The sequence below is a fragment of the Burkholderia sp. HI2714 genome (assembly GCF_002223085.1).
In the GTDB taxonomy this organism is placed as follows: domain Bacteria; phylum Pseudomonadota; class Gammaproteobacteria; order Burkholderiales; family Burkholderiaceae; genus Burkholderia; species Burkholderia lata_D.
On record NZ_NKFM01000048.1, the window covers coordinates 1 to 18,854 of the forward strand.

Below are 18,854 nucleotides of genomic sequence, written 5' to 3' on the forward strand. Positions count from 1 at the left end.
GCGCTGTCGCGCCGAACAGATCGATCACCTGCGCAGCAATGCCTTCACGATTGCGATGCGCGAACAGCGGCGCCATCGTAGCTTCGAGCTGCGCCCACGGCATGCGCGTCGCGAGCACCGCAAGCGGATGGCGCAGGTCGATCATCGAATCAAGGCGGCTTCGGAAGAAATCGTCGGTCATGTCGGCGCGCTCCAGCTCCCAGGTTCTAAATCAGATCGATATTCGTTCTGGGAGTTCGCAGCATATCCGGCTCCCGGCAATCCCTTGCAGGGCTTGGTTCCACTATGTTTTGCATGTCCGACTATTTATGGGTGAATATCGGGATTTAGATTCGATTTAATTGGGGAGGGAGCCGATGCGAGTCGTCGGCGAATGCCGACGCGATTGGCGGTAATGGCGGATCAACGGAAATTCGCGGCGCAGGGGGGGCGCCGGAACGAGGCCCGCGGCGGGCGCCGCGGACCATGAGAGGGTCAGAACGTGGTGCGTAATCCGGCCATCACACTGCGGCCGCCTTGCGGCGCGAAGCCGCGCACGACCGACGTCGAGTAGCGGATTTCCTGGTTCGTCAGGTTATCGCCGCGCAGGTACGCGAGCCAGTGCGTCGGGCCCATGCGGAACTTGTACGTCAGCATCACGCCGAGCGACGTGTAGCCGTCCGTCGAGAAATCGTTGTCGGGCACGCGATGCTGCGACCACGCGTGCGTGACCTGCGCGCGCGCACCGAACGGGCCGTAACCGTAGTCGGCCGCGAGCGTTGCGCGCAGCGGCGCGATGCGCGGCAGCGGCTGGCCCGTGTCGACGTTGCGCGCGTGCGTGTAGTCGGCCGTCAGTTCGAGATCGACCGTGTGGCCGCGCCGCGAGAAGGCGCGCCACTTGCCGTCCAGCTCGATGCCGTAGAACTCGGCGCGCACGCCGCGATAGATCGCTTCGTTCAGCGCGCCGTCGGTGCCGGGCGCGACGGGCTCGTCGTCGCCGTTCACGACGCGGCCCGTGTTGTACTCGGTCAGGTAGTTCGAGAAGCGGTTGTAGAACACGCCGACGCTGCCGCGGTTCGGCCCGCTCGCGTAGCGCAGCGACAGGTCGGTCGACACGGCTTTTTCCTTCGACGCGTTCGGGTTGCCGATCAGGAACTGGCCGGTCGCATCGTGCGGGCCGTTCGAATACAGCTCGTAGAAGGTCGGCGCGCGTTCGGTGTATGCGACGTTGGCCGCCACCGACCACACGGGCGTCAGCGAGAACAGTGCGCCGGCCGACAGGCTGCCCGCGTTGAATTCGCGCGGCTGCGCCCCCGCGAATTTCTCGACGCCGGCCGGATCGGGATCGACCTTCACGTGTTCGAAGCGGCCGCCGAGGCTCAGCTTCAGCGCCGGGACGACCTGCCATTCCTCGAGGCCGAACAGCGCGACGCTGTTGGTGCGCGTGGACGGCACGAGCAATTCGTCGCCGAGCGCGGAGAACGTGTTCTGGCCGAACTGCACGCCGATCGCGCCTTCGAACGGGCCGATCTTGCGATGCTGCGCTTCGATGCGGGCCTCGTAGCCGCGGTTGCGGAAGGTGGTCGCCGTCTCGCCGTTGTTGACCTCCTTGTGGCGGTAGTCGGTGTACGCGAAGTCGAATTTCAGCTTCGTGAACGGCCCGCTCAGGTTGCGCACCTCGGACGCGAGCGCGAGGCGCTCCTGGCGCATCCGCAGCCGCACGTCGCTTTCCGCGACGGAGCCGTAGTTCGATTCGTAGCCGCTGTACGACAGGCCCGCGAAGCCGTCCGCCCACGTGTACGACGCGCCGACCGCGCCGCCGTGCACGCGGCCGTCGCTGTTCGGTACGTTGCCGTACGGCTGCGGCGTGTCGGGGCCGTCGATCGCGCGTTGCTGGCTGCTGCGCGCGTAGCCGGGAATTCGCAGCTTGCTCGTCTCGCGGTCGAACGCATCGACGTGGAACGCGAAGCGGCCGTTGCCGCCTTCGACCTGCGCGGCGCCCGCGCGCACCGAGTTCGCGCCGCCGTAGCGTGCGTCGAGCGCACCCGTCACGCCCTGGATCGCTTCGCGCGGAATCCGGTTGTCGATCGTGTTGACGACACCGCCCACCGCATTGCCGCCGTACAGCAACGCAGCCGGGCCGCGCACGATCTCGACGCGTTCGATCGACAGCGGATCCTGCGGCACCGCGTGGTCGTACGACAGCGACGACGCGTCGTACGCCGCGACGCCGTTCTGCAGCAGCCGGATCCGGTCGCCATCCATCCCGCGGATGATCGGGCGGCCGACCATCGGCCCGTAGGTGGTGGTCGACACGCCGGGCAGCCCGTTCAGCGTTTCGCCGAGCGAATCGGCCTGGCGGCGCGTCAGCGCATCGCCGGAAAGCTGGGCGGTCGGTGCGATCAGTTCGTTGTCGCCGAGCGGGTTCGCGGTCACGAAAATCGGGGCGAGCGCGGTGGTCGGCGGCGTGCCGGACACGGCGGGCGGTTCGGTCTGCGCGTGCGCGACGGCGGCGAACAGCATCAGCGAAAGGGACGAGAGCGGGCGAAGCGGTAGACGAGGGAGGTCGCGCATGGTCGGTGAATCGGTTGGAATCGGATCGGATAACGAGCGATGCAGGTCACGGCTAGATACGATATATTGTTGCGTCTGCGACGCGCAGTGACCCGTTGGAACATGGCTCGGCGAGGCTCGGCCACCCGAAGTGGAACGGCGCCGGGCGGACGAGCACGCGAAATGATATGTTATATCATTTCAAAATCCAAGCCGGATGACGGGATCCTGTCGGGTTTCTGTCGGATGGGTGGAATGGTGGCGGGAGCGGAAATCGTCTGCGCGGTGTTCGGAGCGATCGCCTGAACCGGATGATGCGACGCGCACGCCGACGCGTTGCCGATACGCCGGCCAGGTTCGTGTTGCCCGCGTTCGGTGTCCGTCGAAGTTGCCCGCCGGACGCAGCCCTGCGCCGATCGATGCGGCGGGCGCGGACCTCCGCTCATGAGTCAGGACGCAGTGCGATTCCGCGTCGCGCGACGGTGCGACGGCCTGTAGCGGTGGCCATTGCTGTGCATTGCCGCGCGTGTTGATACGTATCAACGTCCTTCGATTCCGAAACCGGATACTGGATCGCTCTTCGACCAGGCAGGAGCGACCTATGACCCAAACCATGAAAGCGGCCGTCGTGCACGCATTCGGCGAACCGCTGCGCATCGATGAAGTACCTGTGCCGACACCGGGGCCCGGCCAGATCCTCGTCAACATCAAGGCGACGGGCGTGTGCCATACCGACCTGCACGCAGCCGATGGCGACTGGCCGGTCAAGCCGGCGTTGCCGTTCATTCCGGGCCATGAAGGCGTGGGCATCGTCGCGGCGGTCGGTGCGGGCGTCACGCACGTGCGCGAGGGCGATCGCGTGGGCGTGCCGTGGCTCTACACGGCCTGCGGCCATTGCGAGTACTGCCACACGGGCTGGGAAACGCTGTGCCACGGCCAGCAGAACACCGGCTATTCGGTGAACGGCAGCTACGCGGAATACGTGCTGGCCGATCCCGACTACGTCGGCCATTTGCCCGCGCAGGTTGCGTTCGACGAGATCGCGCCGATCCTGTGTGCGGGTGTCACCGTCTACAAGGGCATTCGCGTGACCGATACGCGCCCGGGCCAGTGGCTCGCGATCTCCGGCATCGGCGGCCTCGGGCACGTGGCCGTTCAGTATGCGCGTGCAATGGGCCTGCACGTCGCGGCCATCGACATTTCACCCGACAAGCTCGCGCTGGCGCGGCAGCTCGGCGCGGAACTGACGATCGACGCGTCGACCGACGATCCGGCCAAGGTGATCCAGAAGGAGATCGGCGGTGCGCACGGCGTGCTCGTCACGGCCGTGTCGCGCAGCGCGTTCGCGCAGGCGCTCGGGATGGTGCGGCGCGGCGGCACGGTGGCGCTCAACGGCTTGCCGCCGGGCGATTTCCCGTTGCCGATCTTCTCGACCGTGCTGAACGGCATCACCGTGCGCGGGTCGATCGTCGGCACGCGGCGCGACCTGCAGGAGTCGCTCGACTTCGCGGCCGATGGCCTGGTGCGCGCGCATATCCATCGCGACCGGCTCGGCAACATCAACGACGTGTTCGCGAAGCTGCGCGAAGGCAAGGTCGACGGGCGCGTCGTGCTGACCGACATGCATTGATGCCGTGAGCACGCACACGCCGCCGCGCGACGAATCGCGTCGTGCGGCGGCGTGGCGGTCATGCAGGCGTCATGGTGCGAAGAACACGTCGGTGCGGTTCGTCAGGTTGCCCGCGTTGGTCTGCACGAAGAACGGATGGAACGACGACGACGGAAGCACGTCGAGCCCCTGGTAGTCGCCGATGAAGAAACCTTCGGCATTGGGGGCGAGCTTCATGTCGAACGGGCCGCCGACACGCCGCTCGTCGCCGAACGTCGTGCCGCCGTCATGCGAGATCTTGCGCCAGAAGCCGGTCGGCAGCGTCGTGGTGTTGCCGGCCTGCAGGTCGCGGAAGTCGTAGTACGTGACCATCACGGCCCCCGTGTTGTCGACGCGCACCGACGGATTGAACGCAGGGCGTCCGGTCGGCGTGTTCAACTGTTGTGGCGCGCTCCAGGTCGCGCCGCCGTCCTTCGACGTCGATACCGCGATCTCGTCGTACGTGCCGCCGTTGAAGCGGCTGTCCTGCCACACGACGTACAGCTGCCCCGACGCGGGATCGATCGCGGGTTCCGGAATGATGTCGCCGGTGCGCACCGGTTCGCCGGTGACCGGATCCGTGACGCCGACCGTCTGCAGGCCGGCGATCACCTGCGGTTTCGTCCACGTTGCGCCGTCGTCGGTCGACTTGATGAACGCGACCTTGCCGGCCGCCTTGCTGAACGGTGGCTGGATCAGGTCGAAGAAATCGTAGAGCGTGCCGCTCCTCGGATCGACCACGATCTGGTTGCCGATCGTCTGCTGGCGTGAAGGCACGTTGACGATCACTTTCGGGGCGCTCCACGTCTTGCCGCCGTCGGTCGTCTTCGAAAACAGCGTCGGGCCGCGGTACGCCTTCGTGTGCAGGTTCGCATATGGGTTGCCGTTCGGCAGCTCGAGGCGGTCCCATACCGCATACGCCGTGCCGGCCTTCACCGGGTTCGCGGTCACCGATTCCTTGTCGTTGAAGAATTGCGTCGTCGGCTCGTCGTTCGCGATCAGCACCGCGGGGCTGCTCCAGGTCTGCCCGCCGTCGGACGAAACCGACGCGGCGACCGCATTGCTGTTGTTCGACTGGTTGAACGAGATCGACACCGAGTACGCGGTGCCGTCCGGCCCGAACGAGACCCACGGATCGGACGCGCGTTCGTACTTGAGCCCGCCGGGCGCGCAAGCGCTGAACGGCTGCGGCGTGCGCGCCCAGGTCGCGCCGCCGTCGAACGTGTAGCCGGCGACGAGCCCGTGGGCGCCGCCGTTCGACCAGCGGTCCTGCTGCCACACGCCGATCATGTTCATCGGGTTGGCAGGGTTGACCGATAGCCACGGCTCGACTTCGGCGTTCACGTAGTTGGTGCCGGGGCCGCCGATGGTGCAGGCGGCGAACGGGCTCGGGCCGGACACGACGACGGGATCGGCGTGCGCCGCGGCAGCGGCGGCCATCGCCATCGCGGCGGACAGGCGGGTGACAAGCGAGTGGGACACGATCATGCGTCGCATGGACTGCTCCTCGGTGACGTGCGGGTGCGATGGTGCGGCACGACGCGGCAGCGCGATCCGGCGCGCGGCGTCGTCTGCCGCGCATCAGGCCGATACGTGTCGTTCAGGATGCCGCTTCGGTCATCGCAATCCGCGTATGCTGGATGCCGCCAGCACTTCGGTTAAGACTCCTTTTCATTTTCATTGCTTGTCGGGTGTGTCTGCGATGTCGACCGGACGGGAATGCTTGCCCGGGGAGGCGACGAATGCGTCGAGGTGGATTGCAATGTAGGCGATTCAAATGCCGCCCGGCAGGCAGTTTTTTGTAACAGTGCGTAGCCGGAAAGCGTTGCCGACAGAGGGCGGCGGGCACGCAAAAAATGCCGTCGAGGCGACATGAAAATCGAATCGAAAATGCGAATCGGAATCGCTTTCGATGGGGTTGGTGAGTGCCGGTGGCGAGGCCGGAATGGGCCGCTCAGCGCTCCGCCGGAAACCGCTCCTGCAACGCATGCAGCCAGCGCGCGACGACATCGAGTTCGTCGTCGGAAAACCCGTCGCACAGCTTGTCGTTGAGTTCGCGCAGCAGCACGCGCGCACGCTTGAGCGCCGCGTGGCCTTCGTCGGTCAGGTACAGGCGCGTCGCGCGGCCGTCGTCGGAATCGGCGTGGCGCGTAATGAGGCCGGCCTTCGCCATCCGGTCGGCAAGCCCCGTCATCGCGGACGGCGCAAGCTGCAGCGCGGCGCCGACTTCACCGATCAGCGCGCCATCCTGCTTCGCGAGACAGAACAGCGCGCCGGCCTGCGCGGCGCTCGCGCGCGTCTCGGTCTCCGCCTTGCGGTCGATCCAGCGCTGCACGCGCCGCTGGCCGATGTTCAACATGAAAAGCAGTCGTCGGTCTTCGCTCAAGCTGGGTTCCCGGCTGCAATGGAAAGGGAGGGACGGCCCGCGGCGCGCGGCGTGTCGAGCGCCTGCGCGAGCCAGTCGGCCACGTCGGGCCACAGCACGGTGCCGGGGCGGCTGCGGAAGAAGCCCATGTGCCCGACCGGGCCGCTGCCCGCCGCGCGCGGATCGATCTGGCGGCGTTCGACCGACGCGCGGGTCAGATAGCTTACCAGCAGCCCGATCGCAGGCGGGTTCGCCCACGGGTCGTCGTCGAAGCCGAGCGCGAGGATCGGCAACTGCTGTTTCGCGTAACGCTCGGCCGCGCCGAGTGTCGGGTCGTCGAAGAAATAGTGCGGCAGCGTCGTCCAGCGGCTCCATTCACGGAACACGCCGGCCGGCATGTCCTCGCCGAGCCCGAGCCGCTTGCCGGGCACGTAGCCGAGCAGCGCCGACATCAGCGGGCCGAGCACACGCAGGATCAGCCGCACCTTCAGGCGTTCGGCCGCCTGCGTGATCAGCCGCGTGCTGCCCGCATGCGCGGCGACCAGCACGGCCGCGCGCAGGTGCGGCGTCGCGGCGGACAGCCCGATCGCATGCCCGCCCACGCTATGCCCGACCGCCAGCAGCGGCAACCCTTCATGCGCCTGCCGCGCCCACGCGGTCGCGGCGCCCACGTCGAGTTCCATCCAGTCGCGCATGCGGGCCTTCAGCGCGCCCAGGCGCGCGGGCCGAGACGCGCCGATGCCGCGATAGTTGTAGGTGAGCGCCGCGAAGCCGCGCTCGGTCAGGAAGCGCGCGAAGCCCGCATACAGCCGCTCCGGCACGGCCGTTGCCGGATGGATCAGCACCAGCGCGCGCGGCGGCGCGTCCGGCAACCACAGCGTGCCGTGCAGCGCGTAGCCGTCGGCGGCGGAAAACTCGATGGGTTGGGAGGTCATGGCCGTCCTCGTTCCAGGCAGTTATTTCGTATGCGAAATATAGTCCGTGATTTATTTCGTGCGCGAAATATCCGTCGAGGATTCATTCGAACCGGGTTCCCGTGAGCGCGACCGGCGGCATCCGGCGACGCCTGCCGCTCCATAAAACATTTGCATCTTTGAATAGAAGAATATTGCGTTTGTTTCATGATAAAGATCGACGTATCTTCAGCGGTTCCATCCGTTCCGCCGGCCGTCGCGCACGGCGGAGCAAAGGGCGCCGCCCTCGCACGGCCGTCCGCCAACCTTCCGGGAGATCACGTTGCTGAGCCGAATCGTCACGGCACTCTTGCTGGCGCTTGCCGCGCAGCCGGGTATGGCCAAGGACACCGTCACGCTGCGCGTCGGTGAACAGAACTACTTCAACATCCAGGCGTCGATGGAGGCGTCCGGCGTGCTCAAGGACCTGCCTTACACGATCGAGTGGAAGCATTTCCAGGCCGCGGCGCCCGTTGCCGAATCGCTGAACGGCAATGCGATCGACGTCGGTTTCCTCGGCGATTCCGCGCTGCTCACGCTGGCCGCGCGCGGCGCGCCGGTGAAGGTCGTCGCCGTGTCGCGGCAGAGCCTCGATGGCGTCGCGATCCTCGTACCAAAGAATTCGCCGGTGCGCACCGTGGCCGACCTGCAAGGCAAGACCATCGCCGTATGGCGCGGCGCGTGGAGCCAGCAGCTCGTGCTGCGCGCGCTCGAACACGCGGGCTTGCGCGCGGATTCGGTCAAGTACGCGTACCTGATGCCGATCGATGCGACCAACGCGCTCGCGAACGGCTCGGTCGACGCCGTGTCGCTGTGGGAGCCGTTCGTCAGCACGCTCGCGTTGCGGCAGGGTGCGCGGCCGGTGACGACCGCGCAGGGGCTGATGCCGGCGCTGAGCTTCGTCGCCGCGAACGAGCAGGCCGTCTCCGGCAAGCGCGCCGAGATCACCGATTTCCTGCGACGCGTCGTTGCCGCGCGCCAGTGGGTCGACAGCCATCCGCGCGAATACGCGGACCTGTGGGCGAAGCGCGCGAAGCTCGAACCCGACGTCGCGTACCGCTGGCTCAACAATGCGAAGCAGCGCGTCGGCCCGGTCGACGAGACGGCCGCGAAGGATGCGCAGAACACGGCCGATTTCCTGCACAAGGCCGGCGTGATTCCGGCGGCGTACGACACGTCGAAGCTGCTCGACCGCTCGTATGCAGGCGCGTTCGCGGCGCCCGCGCAGAAGACGGCCGCCGCGCAGTAAGCGTGCGGTTGTCATCCCGATTCCCGATCAAGTACCCCAAGGACACCCCGACATGCCAGTCGACATCATCGGCATGATCACCGCGACACCCGGCGCGGAGGTCGACGTACCGGGCGGCGCGGCCGTCCAGCCTGACTACGTGCGCCGCTTCGCGCAGGCGCACGAGGCCGCCGGCTTCGACCAGATCCTGGTCGGCCATTTCAGCAACGCGGCGGACGGTTTCATCGTCGCGTCGTTCGCGGCCGCCGCGACCGAGCGCATCCGCATCCTGCTCGCGCACCGGCCGGGCGTGATCGTGCCGTCGGCTGCCGCGCGGCAGATCGCGACGCTCGACGTATTCAGCGGCGGCCGGCTTGCGCTGAACGTCGTGTCGGGCGGCGACGATGCGGACCTGCAGCGCGACGGCGATTTCGTGCCGCACGATGCGCGCTACCGCCGCACCGGCGAATATCTCGACGTGCTGAAACGGATCTGGCAGGCCGACGCGCCGGTCGACCACGAGGGCGCGTTCTACCGGCTGCGCGGTGCGTCGCCGCTCGTGAAGGGCGCGCAGCGGCCGCACGTGCCGATCTATTTCGGCGGGTCGTCGCCGGCTGCGCTGACGGTCGCGGGCGAACATGCCGATGTCTACATGACGTGGGGCGAGCCGCTCGCGTCGGTGCGCGAGCAGATCGCGCGCGTGCGGGCCGCCGCCGCGCCATTCGGGCGGGCGCCGCGCATCAGCGTGTCGTTCCGGCCGATCGTCGCCGACACCGAGGCTGCCGCATGGGAGAAGGCCGAGGCGATCCGCGAACGCGTGCGCGCGGCGCGGCTCGCGAACGGCCAGCCGATCGCCGGCCATGCGCCGCAGAACGCGGGTTCGCAACGGCTGATGGCGGCGGCCGCGCAGGGCGACGTGCTCGACGAGAGGCTGTGGATGGGTGTCGCGAACCTGACCGGCGCGCGCTGGAATTCGACCGCGCTGGTCGGCACGCCGGAACAGGTCGCGCGGGCGCTCGGCGCGTATTACCGGCTGGGCGTGTCGACGTTCCTGATTCGCGGGTTCGATCCGCTGGACGATGCGCTCGATTACGGGCGCGACCTGATTCCGGCGATTCATGCGCAGGTTGCGGAACTCGACCGGTATCACGCAGCGGTGACGGCGTAGGCTCCTACAACAGCCAACGGGGTTGCTTCGACGCGCCCCGGCATTGCCATCGTGCAATGCCGGGGCGATGTCATGTCGGGCATCGCCCGATCGACGCCTTCAAAACGACGGCAACCCCGGCGGATTGGTTTCCGCACGCGCGATTGCCTCGCTCTGCAAACCCCAGCGCGCGAGCGCCTGCCCGTAGCGGCCGCTGCCGATCAGCGCGTTCGTTGCGAGCGTCAGCGCGGGCGCGAGCCCGCTGCCGCGTCGCGTCGCGATCGCCACGTCGGCATTGGCCGGCCAGCCCGCATTGACGACGCCGACGCGGCGGATCTTGCCCGTGCGCGCGGCCTCATAGGCGAGCGACGCGTTCGGGTTCAGCTCCGCATCCGCGCGGCCCGACAGCAGCGCGACGCGCGACGCCGCATCGTCGTCGAAATAGAGCAGCTCGGCCGGCTTCAGCCCCTGCGCCACGTTGCGCTTGTTCCACTCGAGCAGGATGCGCTCCTGGCTCGTCCCCGCACCGGTGATGATGCGCAGGCCGGCGATATCCTTCGGCTCGGCGAGCTTCGCGATCGGGCTGCCGGTGCGCACGTAGAAGCCGTGCAGCCCGAGCCGGTAGGTCGTGAAATCGTATTTCTCCTTGCGTTTCTCGGTCACGCCGACGTTCGAGATCACCGCGTCGTATTTGCCGGACGTCAGCCCGAGCGGCCAGTCGGCCCACGCGATCGGCAGCAGCACGAGCGTGCGGCCGAGTGCGTCGGCGACGAGCTGCGCATAGTCGGGATCGGCGCCGACCACGGTGCGTGCGTCGGTCGCGTAGGTCGACACGGGCGGCGCGTGCGGTGAAATCGCGACCGTGAACGCGCCGTCGCGTACCCAGCGGTAGCCGGCCGCCGCACGGATCGCCGCGTCGTCGGGTTGCGCGCGCGGGCGGCCGGCCTGGCGCGGATCGAGGTCGGCCGTCGCGGCGGCCGCGTGCGCCGCGTGCCACGGCAGGCCCGTTGCCGCGACCAGCGCGGCGGTCATGAACTGGCGTCGGTCGGTCATCGTGCGGCACCTCGCAGGTCGGGAGCGGCGCGCATCACAGCACCCGCGACAGGAACGCACGCGTACGCGGATGCGACGGCGCGTCGAGCACGGCGGCCGGCGGCCCGGCTTCGACGATGCGCCCGCGCTCCATGAACAGCACGTTGTCCGCGACTTCGCGCGCGAAGCCGATTTCATGCGTGACGATCACGAGCGTCGTGCCCGAACGCGCGAGTTCCTTGATCACGTCGAGCACCTCGTTGACGAGCTCGGGATCGAGCGCCGACGTCGGCTCGTCGAACAGCAGCACCTTCGGGCGCAGCGCGAGCGCCCGCGCGATCGCGACGCGCTGCTGTTGGCCGCCGGACAACTGGCGCGGATACGCATCGGCCTTGTCCGCGAGGCCGACGCGCGCGAGCAGCGTGCGGGCGATGCGTTCGGCGGCGTCGCGCGTGATGCCGCCCACGACGACCGGCGCTTCGACCAGGTTCTCGAGCACGGTCAGGTGCGGAAACAGGTTGAAGTTCTGGAACACCATCCCGACGGCCGTGCGCCGCGTCAGCACGTCGCGCTCCTTCAACTCGTAGAGCACGTCGCCGTCGCGGCGATAGCCGATCAGTTCGCCGTCGATGTCGATGAAGCCGTCGTCGACGCGTTCGAGATGGTTGATCGTGCGCAGCAGCGTCGACTTGCCCGAGCCCGACGGCCCGACGATCGCGGTCACGCTGCCGCGCGGCGCGACGAACGACACGTTGTCGAGCACGCGCTGCATGCCGAACTGCTTCGACACGCCATGCACGGCCACTTCGCCGCCGGCGCGCGGTGCGACGGCGGTCGCGGCGTCGCTATCGCCGTGAGCCCGCGCGCCCGAAGCCGCGTGACGGGACGCGACACGCCGCCACAGCACGCCGAGGCGCGCGAGCGCGAACGTGATGACGGACGGCGGCGGGTTGCGCAGCGCCCCGCGCGCATAGTGCCGCTCGACCTGCACCTGGATGGCCGACAGCACGGTCAGGATGATCAGGTACCAGACGGTGGCGACCATCAGCAGCGGAATCACTTCGAGATTGCGGCGATAGATTACCTGCACCGTGTAGAACAGCTCGGGCATCGCGAGCACGTAGACCATCGACGTGCCTTTCGCGAGCATGATCAGGTCGTTGAACGCGGTCGGCAGGATCGCGCGCATTGCCTGCGGCAGCACGATCCGCGTGGTCTGGCGGCCGCGCGGCAGCCCGAGCGCGGCGGCCGCTTCGAGCTGGCCCTGGTCGACCGCGAGAATGCCGCCGCGAATCACCTCCGCGGAAAACGCCGCGTGATGCAGCGTGAGGCCGAGCACGGCCGCGAAGAACGGGCTGATCAGGTCGGTCGTCGGCGTGTCGAACCAGACGATGTCGGTGAACGGCACGCCGAGCCGGACATGCTCGTACAGGTAGCCGAGGTTGTTCAGGATCAGCAGCAGCACGATCAGCGGAATCGAGCGGAACAGCCACACGAAGGTCCATGCGCTCGCCGACAGCAGCCGCGAACGCGACAGCCGGGCCAGCGCGACGAACGCGCCGAGCACGAGGCCGAACACCGCGCCGAGCAGCGTCAGCACCAGCGTGCGCGCGAGCCCCGACAGCACCGGCGGCGACAGGAACCATTCGGCGAACACCGGCCAGCCCCATTGCGGGTTGCCGAGAATCGAATGCAGGACGATCGCGATCAGCGCGACGGCGAGCACGGTGCCGGCCGTGCGCGACCTGTGGCGCGCGGGCACGATCCGGAAACGCGTGCCGGCGTCGCGCGCGCCGGGGGAAGAGAGCGGCGGCAGCGCGCCGCCGAGGTGGGTCGTGTCGCTCATGTCGGTGGAAATCCTCGAATCGGTCGGGCGGGCGCGCCGCGCACGGGCGGCGCGGCGGCGGGTGTCAGGCGTGCGCTTCGGCCGCCGTTTCGTGCGACGCGCCAGGCGCCGCGTGGCGGCTGGCCTTGCGCGGCAGCCCGAGGTGGTCGCGCAGCGTCGCACCGGGCAGGTCGCGGCTGTAGCGGCCGCGTGCCTCGAGCACCGGAATCACGAGTTCGACGAAATCCTCGACGCCCTGTGCCTGCACCGCGAAGCCGAGGATGAAGCCGTCGCCGGCGCCCGCGTCGTGCCAGCGGATCAGCTCGTCGGCGACGTGCTCGGCCGTGCCGATGAAGTTCGGGCGCGGCGTGGCGACCGCGAGCGCCGTCTCGCGCAGCGACAGGCCTTTCTGTTTCGCGTCGGCCTTGATCCGGTCGGTGGTCGAGCGGAAGCTGTTGCGGCCGAGCTCGCCGAGTTCCGGGAACGGCGCATCGAGCGCGTACTGCGTGAAATCGTGGTGATCGAAATAGCGGCCGAGATACGCGAGCGCCTCGTCGATCGTCAGCAGGTTGCGGATCGCCTGGTATTTGTCCTCGGCCTCGGCCGCGGTGCGGCCGACGATCGGCCCGATGCCGGGGAAGATCTTCACGTCGCTGCCTTGCCGGCCGTGCTCGATCGCACTCTGCTTCACGCGCCGCGTGAACGCGGCCGTTTCGTCGAGCGACGGCGAATGCGTGAACACGGCATCCGCATACTTGCCCGCGAGCCCGATGCCGGTGTCCGACGAACCGGCCTGGAAGATCACCGGCTGCCCCTGCGGCGAGCGCTGGATGTTGAGCGGGCCCGCCACCTGGAAGAAGCGGCCGTGGTGGTCGAGCGTGTGGAGCTTGTCGCGGTCGAAGAAGCGGCCGGTCGCGCGGTCGCGCACGAAGGCGTCGTCGTCCCAGCTGTCCCACAGGCCCTGCACGACGTCGAGGTATTCGTCGGCGATCTCGTAGCGCAGTTCGTGATCGGGATGCGCCTTGCCGAAATTCTTCGCGGTGCCTTCGAGCGGCGTCGTCACGACGTTCCAGCCGGCGCGCCCGCCGCTGATCGCATCGAGCGACGCGAGCTGGCGCGCGACCGTGAACGGCTCGCTGTACGACGTCGAGATCGTGCCCGCAAGCCCGATCTTCTTCGTCGCGACCGCGAGCGCCGACAGCACGGTCAGCGGCTCGAAGCGGTTCAGGAAGTGCGGGATCGACTTCTCGTTGATGTAGAGGCCGTCGGCGACGAACGCGAACGCGATGCCGGCGGCTTCCGCCTTGCGCGCGATGCCGATCGCGAAATCGAGGTTGATGCTCGCGTCCGGCGGGTTGCTCGGGTGCCGCCATGCGTTCATGTGGCTGCCTGCGCCTTGCAGCATCAGGCCGAAGGGGATCGATCGTCGGGTCGTCATGGGAGCGTCACATGTTCTGGTCAGGGGAAAGGGAGCGGCCGGCCGCGAGGGCCGCCTGCAACGGCGTGGCCGACAGTGCGCCGCCGAGCCATTCGGCCGATGCGAGCCGCGCCGCGTAGTCGGTCACCGGCGAATCGATCACGAACGCATCGACGTCGAGCCGCCGGCTCAGTGCATCGAGCGCGCGGTGGATGCGCTCGGGCGTGTCGGCCAGCACCGTCGGGCGCAACTCGTCGATCCGGTAGTCGGACGCGCCGCTCTGCCGCGCGAATTCGGCGGCCGCCTGCGCGCTGGCGAGATTGAAGCTCTGGCCGCCCGCGAACTGCAGCTTGAAGATCTTCAGCGGCCCGATCAGCCGCTCGGCCTCGTCGCGTGTCGGCGCGGCCACCGCGTACAGCGCGACCAGCGGACGGGTGCCGCCCGCGCTGCGGTACGCGTCCAGCGAGCGTTCGAGGTTCGCATCGTCGCCGTTGAAATGTCCGGCGTAGCAGAAGCGCCAGCCGTTGCGCGCGGCGAGCGCGCCGCTGTCCGGCGAGCCGCCGAGCAGGATGCGTTCGGGCGCCTGCGGCGGCACGGGCAGCGCGACGGCGCCGGCGAGCGGGTGATCCTCGGCGACGCCCCAGCCGAGAAACGCGTCGAGCTCCGCCAACTGACCCGCGAAGTCTGGCTTGCGCGCCTTGTCGTGGAACCACTGCAGCGCGCGCGTGGTGAGCGGCAACCCGCCGGGCGCCTTGCCGATGCCGAGATCGACGCGGCCCGGCGCGAGCGCGGCCAGCACCTTGAAGGTTTCGGCGACCTTGAACGGGCTGTAGTGCTGCAGCATCACGCCGCCCGAGCCGACGCGGATGTGTGAGGTGTGCGCGAGCAGGTGCGCGACGACGATCTCCGGCGCCGAGCTTGCAAAGGCCGGCGTGCCGTGATGTTCGGCGACCCAGAAGCGCTCGTAGCCGAGCTGTTCGGCGCGCCGCGCGAGTGTCGTGGTGAAGCGCAGCGCGTCGGCGGCGTTCGCGCCGTCGGCGATCGGACTCTTGTCCAGCAACGAAAGCGAATAAGACATGGTGGGCGGCGTTCCTGCGTGAGCGTGAATGGACGGTGAGCGTGCGCGGCGTTCAGCTCTTCGGCAGCCCCGGCGGATTCGTGCGCGACTGGTCGATCGCTTCCGATGCGAGGTTCCAGCGGTCGAGCACCTGCTGGTAGCGGCCGTTCTTGATCAGCCCGTTCAGCGCGACGGTGAGCGGATCGGCGAGCCCGCTGCCGCGGCGCGTCGCGATCGCGATGTCGGCCGTGCGCGGCCAGCCGCCGCTGATCGCGCCGACGAGGCGCGTCTTGCCTTGCTGCGCGCTCTGGTACGCGAGCACCGAGTTCACGCTGAACACCGCATCGGCGCGGCCCGACTGCACGGCGACGATGCGCATCGCCTGGTCGTCGTAGTACTGGATCTGCACGGGTTTCAGCCCGTGCGCGACGTTCTCGCGATCCCACGCGAGCAGGATCTTTTCCTGGTTGGTGCCGGCGTCGGTCACGACACGCAGCCCCGCGACGTCCTTCGGCTCGCGGATCGCCTGGATCTTGCTGTCGTTGCGCACGTAGAAGCCGACCTGGTCCTTGCGGTAGGTCGAGAAATCGAACTTCTGCTTGCGCTCCTCGGTGACGGTGACGTTCGAGATCACCGCGTCGACTTTTCCGGATTCGAGTGCGAGCGGCCAGTCGGCCCACGCGAGCGCGACGATCTTCAGCTTGCGGCCGAGGCTGTCGGACACGAGCTGGCCGACGTCGGCGTCGAAGCCGATCACCGTGCGCGCGTCGGTCGCATACGAGCTGATCGGCGGCAGGCTCGGCGCAACGCCGATCGTCAGCGTGCCGGGTTCGGCGAACTTGAACGACGCGGGCACGGCGCGCTCGACGGCCGCATCGGCCACGCCGCGCGGGCGGCCACGTTGCTCGGGGCTCAGGTCGAACGTGGCCGCGGCCGCGGCGGCGGCGAACGCGGTCAGTCCGATCAGCGCGGCGGCCAGCGTGCGCGCGGCACGGGAAGAAAGCGGTACGGCTCGTTGCATGAAAGCGTCCTGTGGTGGCAAGCGGAAATCGGAGGGAGGCGGCTGGGGGCAGTCGCGGTCAGCGCGACAGCACCGGTTCGGGCACGGGCGCCCACAGGTCGGCCAGCGTCGACGTGCGCGACGGATCGGCGAGATCCTTGCCGAAGCGCAGGTGGAAATACGCTTCCGGGTCGATGGACGAATCGAACAGCCGCGTGTAGCCGGTGCGGTCGTACAGTGCCCATGCCTCGGGCTGGCGAAAACCGGTGGTCAGGTAGATGCGGCGATAGCCTTGCTGCGCGGCACGCAGTTCTAGCGCCTCGACGATGAGGCGGGCGAGTCCCTGGCGGCGCAGGTCCGAGCGGGTCCAGATGCGTTTGAGCTCGGCGGTCTGCGCGTCGTAGCGCTTGAATGCGCCGCCGCCGATCGTTTCGCCGTCGCGCAGCAGCAGCACGAACGCGCCTTCGGGCGGCGCGAACAGTTCGGCCGGGTAGCGCGCGAGCTCTTCGCGGGCGGACGCGTGGCTGTCGGGCCGATACGCGTGGTAACGGGTCGAATACTCGTCGATCAGCGCGTCGACCAGCGGTTGCGCGCGGACGTCGAGCGGCGTCGTGTCGATGATGCGGTCGGTCGTGGCCATGGGCATCGCGAAGGGCGCGCGATGCGGACGTTCCTGGCGGGGTGCGGGCACGCAGCCCGTCCGGTCTGTTCCGTTATCGCGACGCGGTTGTCGTGATGGCGGCGGCCGGTGCGTATCCTGCTGGGATGCAGATGGCGGGCCGCTGCCGTTTTGAACACGTTAGCGGCGCGGCCGGCAAAGGCGAACGAAGCAATTTCGATAAGGATTTCGCGGGAAGCGTCAGAAGGCTTGCAGCGGGAGTGGGGTGAGGCGATCGGCGTTGGCCGCGATCGGCGAAAGCCGCTCGCGCGTAGCCGAGGAAGTCGCGCAAATCCGTATACGTGGTGCGGACGCGCATGGACCATCTTGCGCCCGTCGATACATGCGATTGCGCCGGAGTCAGCTCACCCCTGAACGCTGAGCGCCTTCTCTATCGCGGCAATCAGCTTGAGCGCATCGCTGCGCCCGATCAGAAGCCCGCGGCTGGTGTACTCGCACCCGAATGCATAGAAGCTCGGCAGTAGCGTCACCATGTCGTTCTCCCGATCGAAATCGACTTCGCACTTCGTCAGCGGGAAAAACGGAGGCGCGTCGGCCGGCATCTTGTACACGATGCGCTCCTAGTACATTTTTCGGGGAGGCAACAGACGCTTCGCCCGCAGGCGCTGCCTGGCAACGGCACTGGCTTTTTTTCGCTTGCGTTCCGTCGTGGGCTTTTCATAGCCGGTGCGACTGCGCAACTCGCGAATCAGCCCTGTTTTCTCGATATCACGCCGGAATCGCCGCAGCGCGACATCGATCGGTTCGTTGAGCTTCAACGTAATTGTCGTCATGTAGATCCTGTCTGGAAAGGGTCGAACGGAAAGTTAGCCGAGTCGTGTCATGACGGCGCTTGCTATCTCGTCGGATTCGAATTCCGAATATCCTGCTCCGATCGATAGCGCACGTACCGCCACGAACATCTGCAGCTCCTGTTGATGGCACATCGCAGAATCGCCGATTCTGGCGGGCATGACGGTGTTGATCCAGGTGACCTCGTGTCGCCTGATCAGATTGAGCAGTTCGTCGATGATCATTTCGCCCTCCAAAAGATCGCGAAACTGCGCTGCGCTGACGAATCGCGTCAGCGCGCGCTGGAAAAGAACCCCTGTTTGCCGCGATTGTCGTCGATGATGTCCTCGGCATAGCGCACCGAGGCACGACGGGCGTCGCCGGCGTTGTCAAACGGGGAGGTGTCGCGCAATCTGAAAGTCTGGCTCTGTGTCAGCGTATCGGTGGTGCCGCGAAGGCAAATCTTGACTGCCGCGTCGAACCCGGCGTCGTAGTTATGCGGGCAGCCATTCGGCGCCGGCACGTGAGGGTAAATCAGTGGATAAATCTCGAATCCACGGTAGACGTGCATGCTCATGACGTACTCCTGGCGTTCGGCCACGACGAGTCGCATGGGCGAACACATCCGGCCAGTATCCCCGTGACGGGCGGGCCGGTGGGTGAAGGGGACAACGTTGCAGCGCGAAGGAGAGGCGATGCAGTAAGCGGGCGGATGGAGGGAGGGCGGTCAGAGGACCGATGGTCGCTCGGATGAACCCATCATACGCGCATCGCTTGTTGCGCGTCCAATTTATTCCGCGTGGTGCGCTAGCACGTGCCGGCACACGGCGCGACAGGTGTGCGGAATCGGCTTGCGAGGGGCCGCTGGTGACGTCGTCTCGTCGCGAGCCCCTGTGATGACGTCCGTGATCCCGCTGGCGTCACACGCATGGCTTTCCCGACGAAGCGGTCGGTGCCCGGTCGTCCTGGTGCCGGAAATGGGGCGGCACCGGGCCGGATCCTGGACGGCCAACTTGTAAACCATTGAGCGCATGGAGCTCGCCTGCCAAGGCCGAAGCGCGCGCAGTCGGGAGGGGGGGTGCCCCTATGTCTTTCGTCAAGCGTTAGGGGCTGACTTGGGTTGGTAAATGGTGCCGTCGCGCAGCATGGCGAACAGGACGTCGCAGCGTCGCCGTGCCAGCGCGATGAGTGCCTGGTTGT

Annotated in this window: 17 protein-coding genes and 1 pseudogene; 3 read left to right on the forward strand and 15 right to left on the reverse strand. The window is 67.9% G+C overall.

Features of this window, described 5'->3' with window-relative positions; translation table 11 throughout:
• Together CFB82_RS25170 and CFB82_RS25175 are read right to left on the reverse strand one after the other, a co-directional pair.
• Positions 1-181 (reverse strand): annotated as a pseudogene (locus tag CFB82_RS25170) (IS5/IS1182 family transposase); the annotation flags it as partial.
• Between the two features lie 293 nt (positions 182-474).
• Entirely contained in the window at positions 475-2,553 is a 2,079-nt protein-coding gene (locus CFB82_RS25175) for a TonB-dependent receptor (protein WP_256990465.1), read from the reverse strand.
• A 580-nt stretch (positions 2,554-3,133) separates the two neighbouring features.
• Between CFB82_RS25175 and adhP the strand changes: the two genes are divergently transcribed.
• Positions 3,134-4,162 carry an alcohol dehydrogenase AdhP gene (gene adhP, locus CFB82_RS25180; RefSeq protein WP_089485738.1) on the forward strand — a complete coding sequence of 343 codons (1,029 nt, stop codon included), beginning with the start codon at positions 3,134-3,136 and terminating at the stop codon, positions 4,160-4,162.
• A 69-nt stretch (positions 4,163-4,231) separates the two neighbouring features.
• Here adhP and CFB82_RS25185 read toward each other — a convergent pair whose 3' ends face one another.
• From CFB82_RS25185 to CFB82_RS25200, 3 genes are all read right to left on the reverse strand, one after another.
• Positions 4,232-5,677, reverse strand: coding sequence for a sialidase family protein (locus tag CFB82_RS25185; RefSeq protein ID WP_069251631.1), 1,446 nt, complete (start codon positions 5,675-5,677; stop codon positions 4,232-4,234).
• Positions 5,678-6,134: 457 nt separating this feature from the next.
• Entirely contained in the window at positions 6,135-6,566 is a 432-nt protein-coding gene (locus CFB82_RS25195) for a MarR family winged helix-turn-helix transcriptional regulator (protein ID WP_089485739.1), read from the reverse strand.
• Positions 6,563-7,480, reverse strand: a complete 918-nt coding sequence (locus CFB82_RS25200; protein WP_089485740.1) for an alpha/beta hydrolase family protein — start codon at positions 7,478-7,480, stop codon at positions 6,563-6,565. Before CFB82_RS25200 ends, CFB82_RS25195 begins: the two co-directional genes overlap by 4 nt.
• Positions 7,481-7,781: 301 nt before the next feature.
• On the opposite strand from CFB82_RS25200, the gene CFB82_RS25205 reads away from it, so the two are divergent.
• Entirely contained in the window at positions 7,782-8,747 is a 966-nt protein-coding gene (locus tag CFB82_RS25205) for an ABC transporter substrate-binding protein (protein ID WP_179255452.1), read from the forward strand.
• A 52-nt stretch (positions 8,748-8,799) separates the two neighbouring features.
• Positions 8,800-9,894: an LLM class flavin-dependent oxidoreductase gene (locus CFB82_RS25210; RefSeq protein WP_089485741.1), complete on the forward strand. Its 1,095-nt coding sequence runs from the start codon at positions 8,800-8,802 to the stop codon at positions 9,892-9,894.
• A gap of 99 nt (positions 9,895-9,993) precedes the next feature.
• Here the strand turns inward: CFB82_RS25210 and CFB82_RS25215 are convergent, their stop codons facing one another.
• The 10 genes from CFB82_RS25215 to CFB82_RS25260 all read right to left on the reverse strand — a co-directional run bounded on the left by CFB82_RS25215 (position 9,994) and on the right by CFB82_RS25260 (position 18,231).
• Positions 9,994-10,926 (reverse strand): ABC transporter substrate-binding protein, encoded by a 933-nt coding sequence (locus tag CFB82_RS25215; RefSeq protein ID WP_089485742.1) that lies wholly within the window; start codon positions 10,924-10,926, stop codon positions 9,994-9,996.
• A 34-nt stretch (positions 10,927-10,960) separates the two neighbouring features.
• A complete protein-coding gene (locus tag CFB82_RS44460; RefSeq protein ID WP_089485743.1) occupies positions 10,961-12,751 on the reverse strand; it encodes an amino acid ABC transporter permease/ATP-binding protein in 1,791 nt (596 codons plus the stop codon).
• Positions 12,752-12,815: 64 nt separating this feature from the next.
• A complete protein-coding gene (locus CFB82_RS25225) occupies positions 12,816-14,168 on the reverse strand; it encodes an LLM class flavin-dependent oxidoreductase (protein WP_069251626.1) in 1,353 nt (450 codons plus the stop codon).
• A 7-nt stretch (positions 14,169-14,175) separates the two neighbouring features.
• On the reverse strand, positions 14,176-15,225 hold the full coding sequence (locus tag CFB82_RS25230; protein WP_089485744.1) for an LLM class flavin-dependent oxidoreductase: 1,050 nt from the start codon (positions 15,223-15,225) through the stop codon (positions 14,176-14,178).
• A gap of 52 nt (positions 15,226-15,277) precedes the next feature.
• A complete protein-coding gene (locus CFB82_RS25235; protein ID WP_089485745.1) occupies positions 15,278-16,225 on the reverse strand; it encodes an ABC transporter substrate-binding protein in 948 nt (315 codons plus the stop codon).
• A gap of 58 nt (positions 16,226-16,283) precedes the next feature.
• Entirely contained in the window at positions 16,284-16,844 is a 561-nt protein-coding gene (locus tag CFB82_RS25240; RefSeq protein ID WP_069251623.1) for a GNAT family N-acetyltransferase, read from the reverse strand.
• A gap of 383 nt (positions 16,845-17,227) precedes the next feature.
• Positions 17,228-17,434 carry a hypothetical protein gene (locus tag CFB82_RS25245; RefSeq protein ID WP_089447686.1) on the reverse strand — a complete coding sequence of 69 codons (207 nt, stop codon included), beginning with the start codon at positions 17,432-17,434 and terminating at the stop codon, positions 17,228-17,230.
• Positions 17,435-17,443: 9 nt separating this feature from the next.
• Positions 17,444-17,656 carry a 30S ribosomal protein S21 gene (rpsU, locus tag CFB82_RS25250; protein WP_083266093.1) on the reverse strand — a complete coding sequence of 71 codons (213 nt, stop codon included), beginning with the start codon at positions 17,654-17,656 and terminating at the stop codon, positions 17,444-17,446.
• 33 nt (positions 17,657-17,689) lie between these two features.
• Entirely contained in the window at positions 17,690-17,899 is a 210-nt protein-coding gene (locus tag CFB82_RS25255) for a hypothetical protein (protein WP_089485746.1), read from the reverse strand.
• 47 nt (positions 17,900-17,946) lie between these two features.
• Complete coding sequence (locus CFB82_RS25260; protein ID WP_069252939.1) at positions 17,947-18,231, reverse strand: hypothetical protein; 285 nt, start codon at positions 18,229-18,231, stop codon at positions 17,947-17,949.
• Between the last annotated feature and the right edge of the window lie 623 nt (positions 18,232-18,854).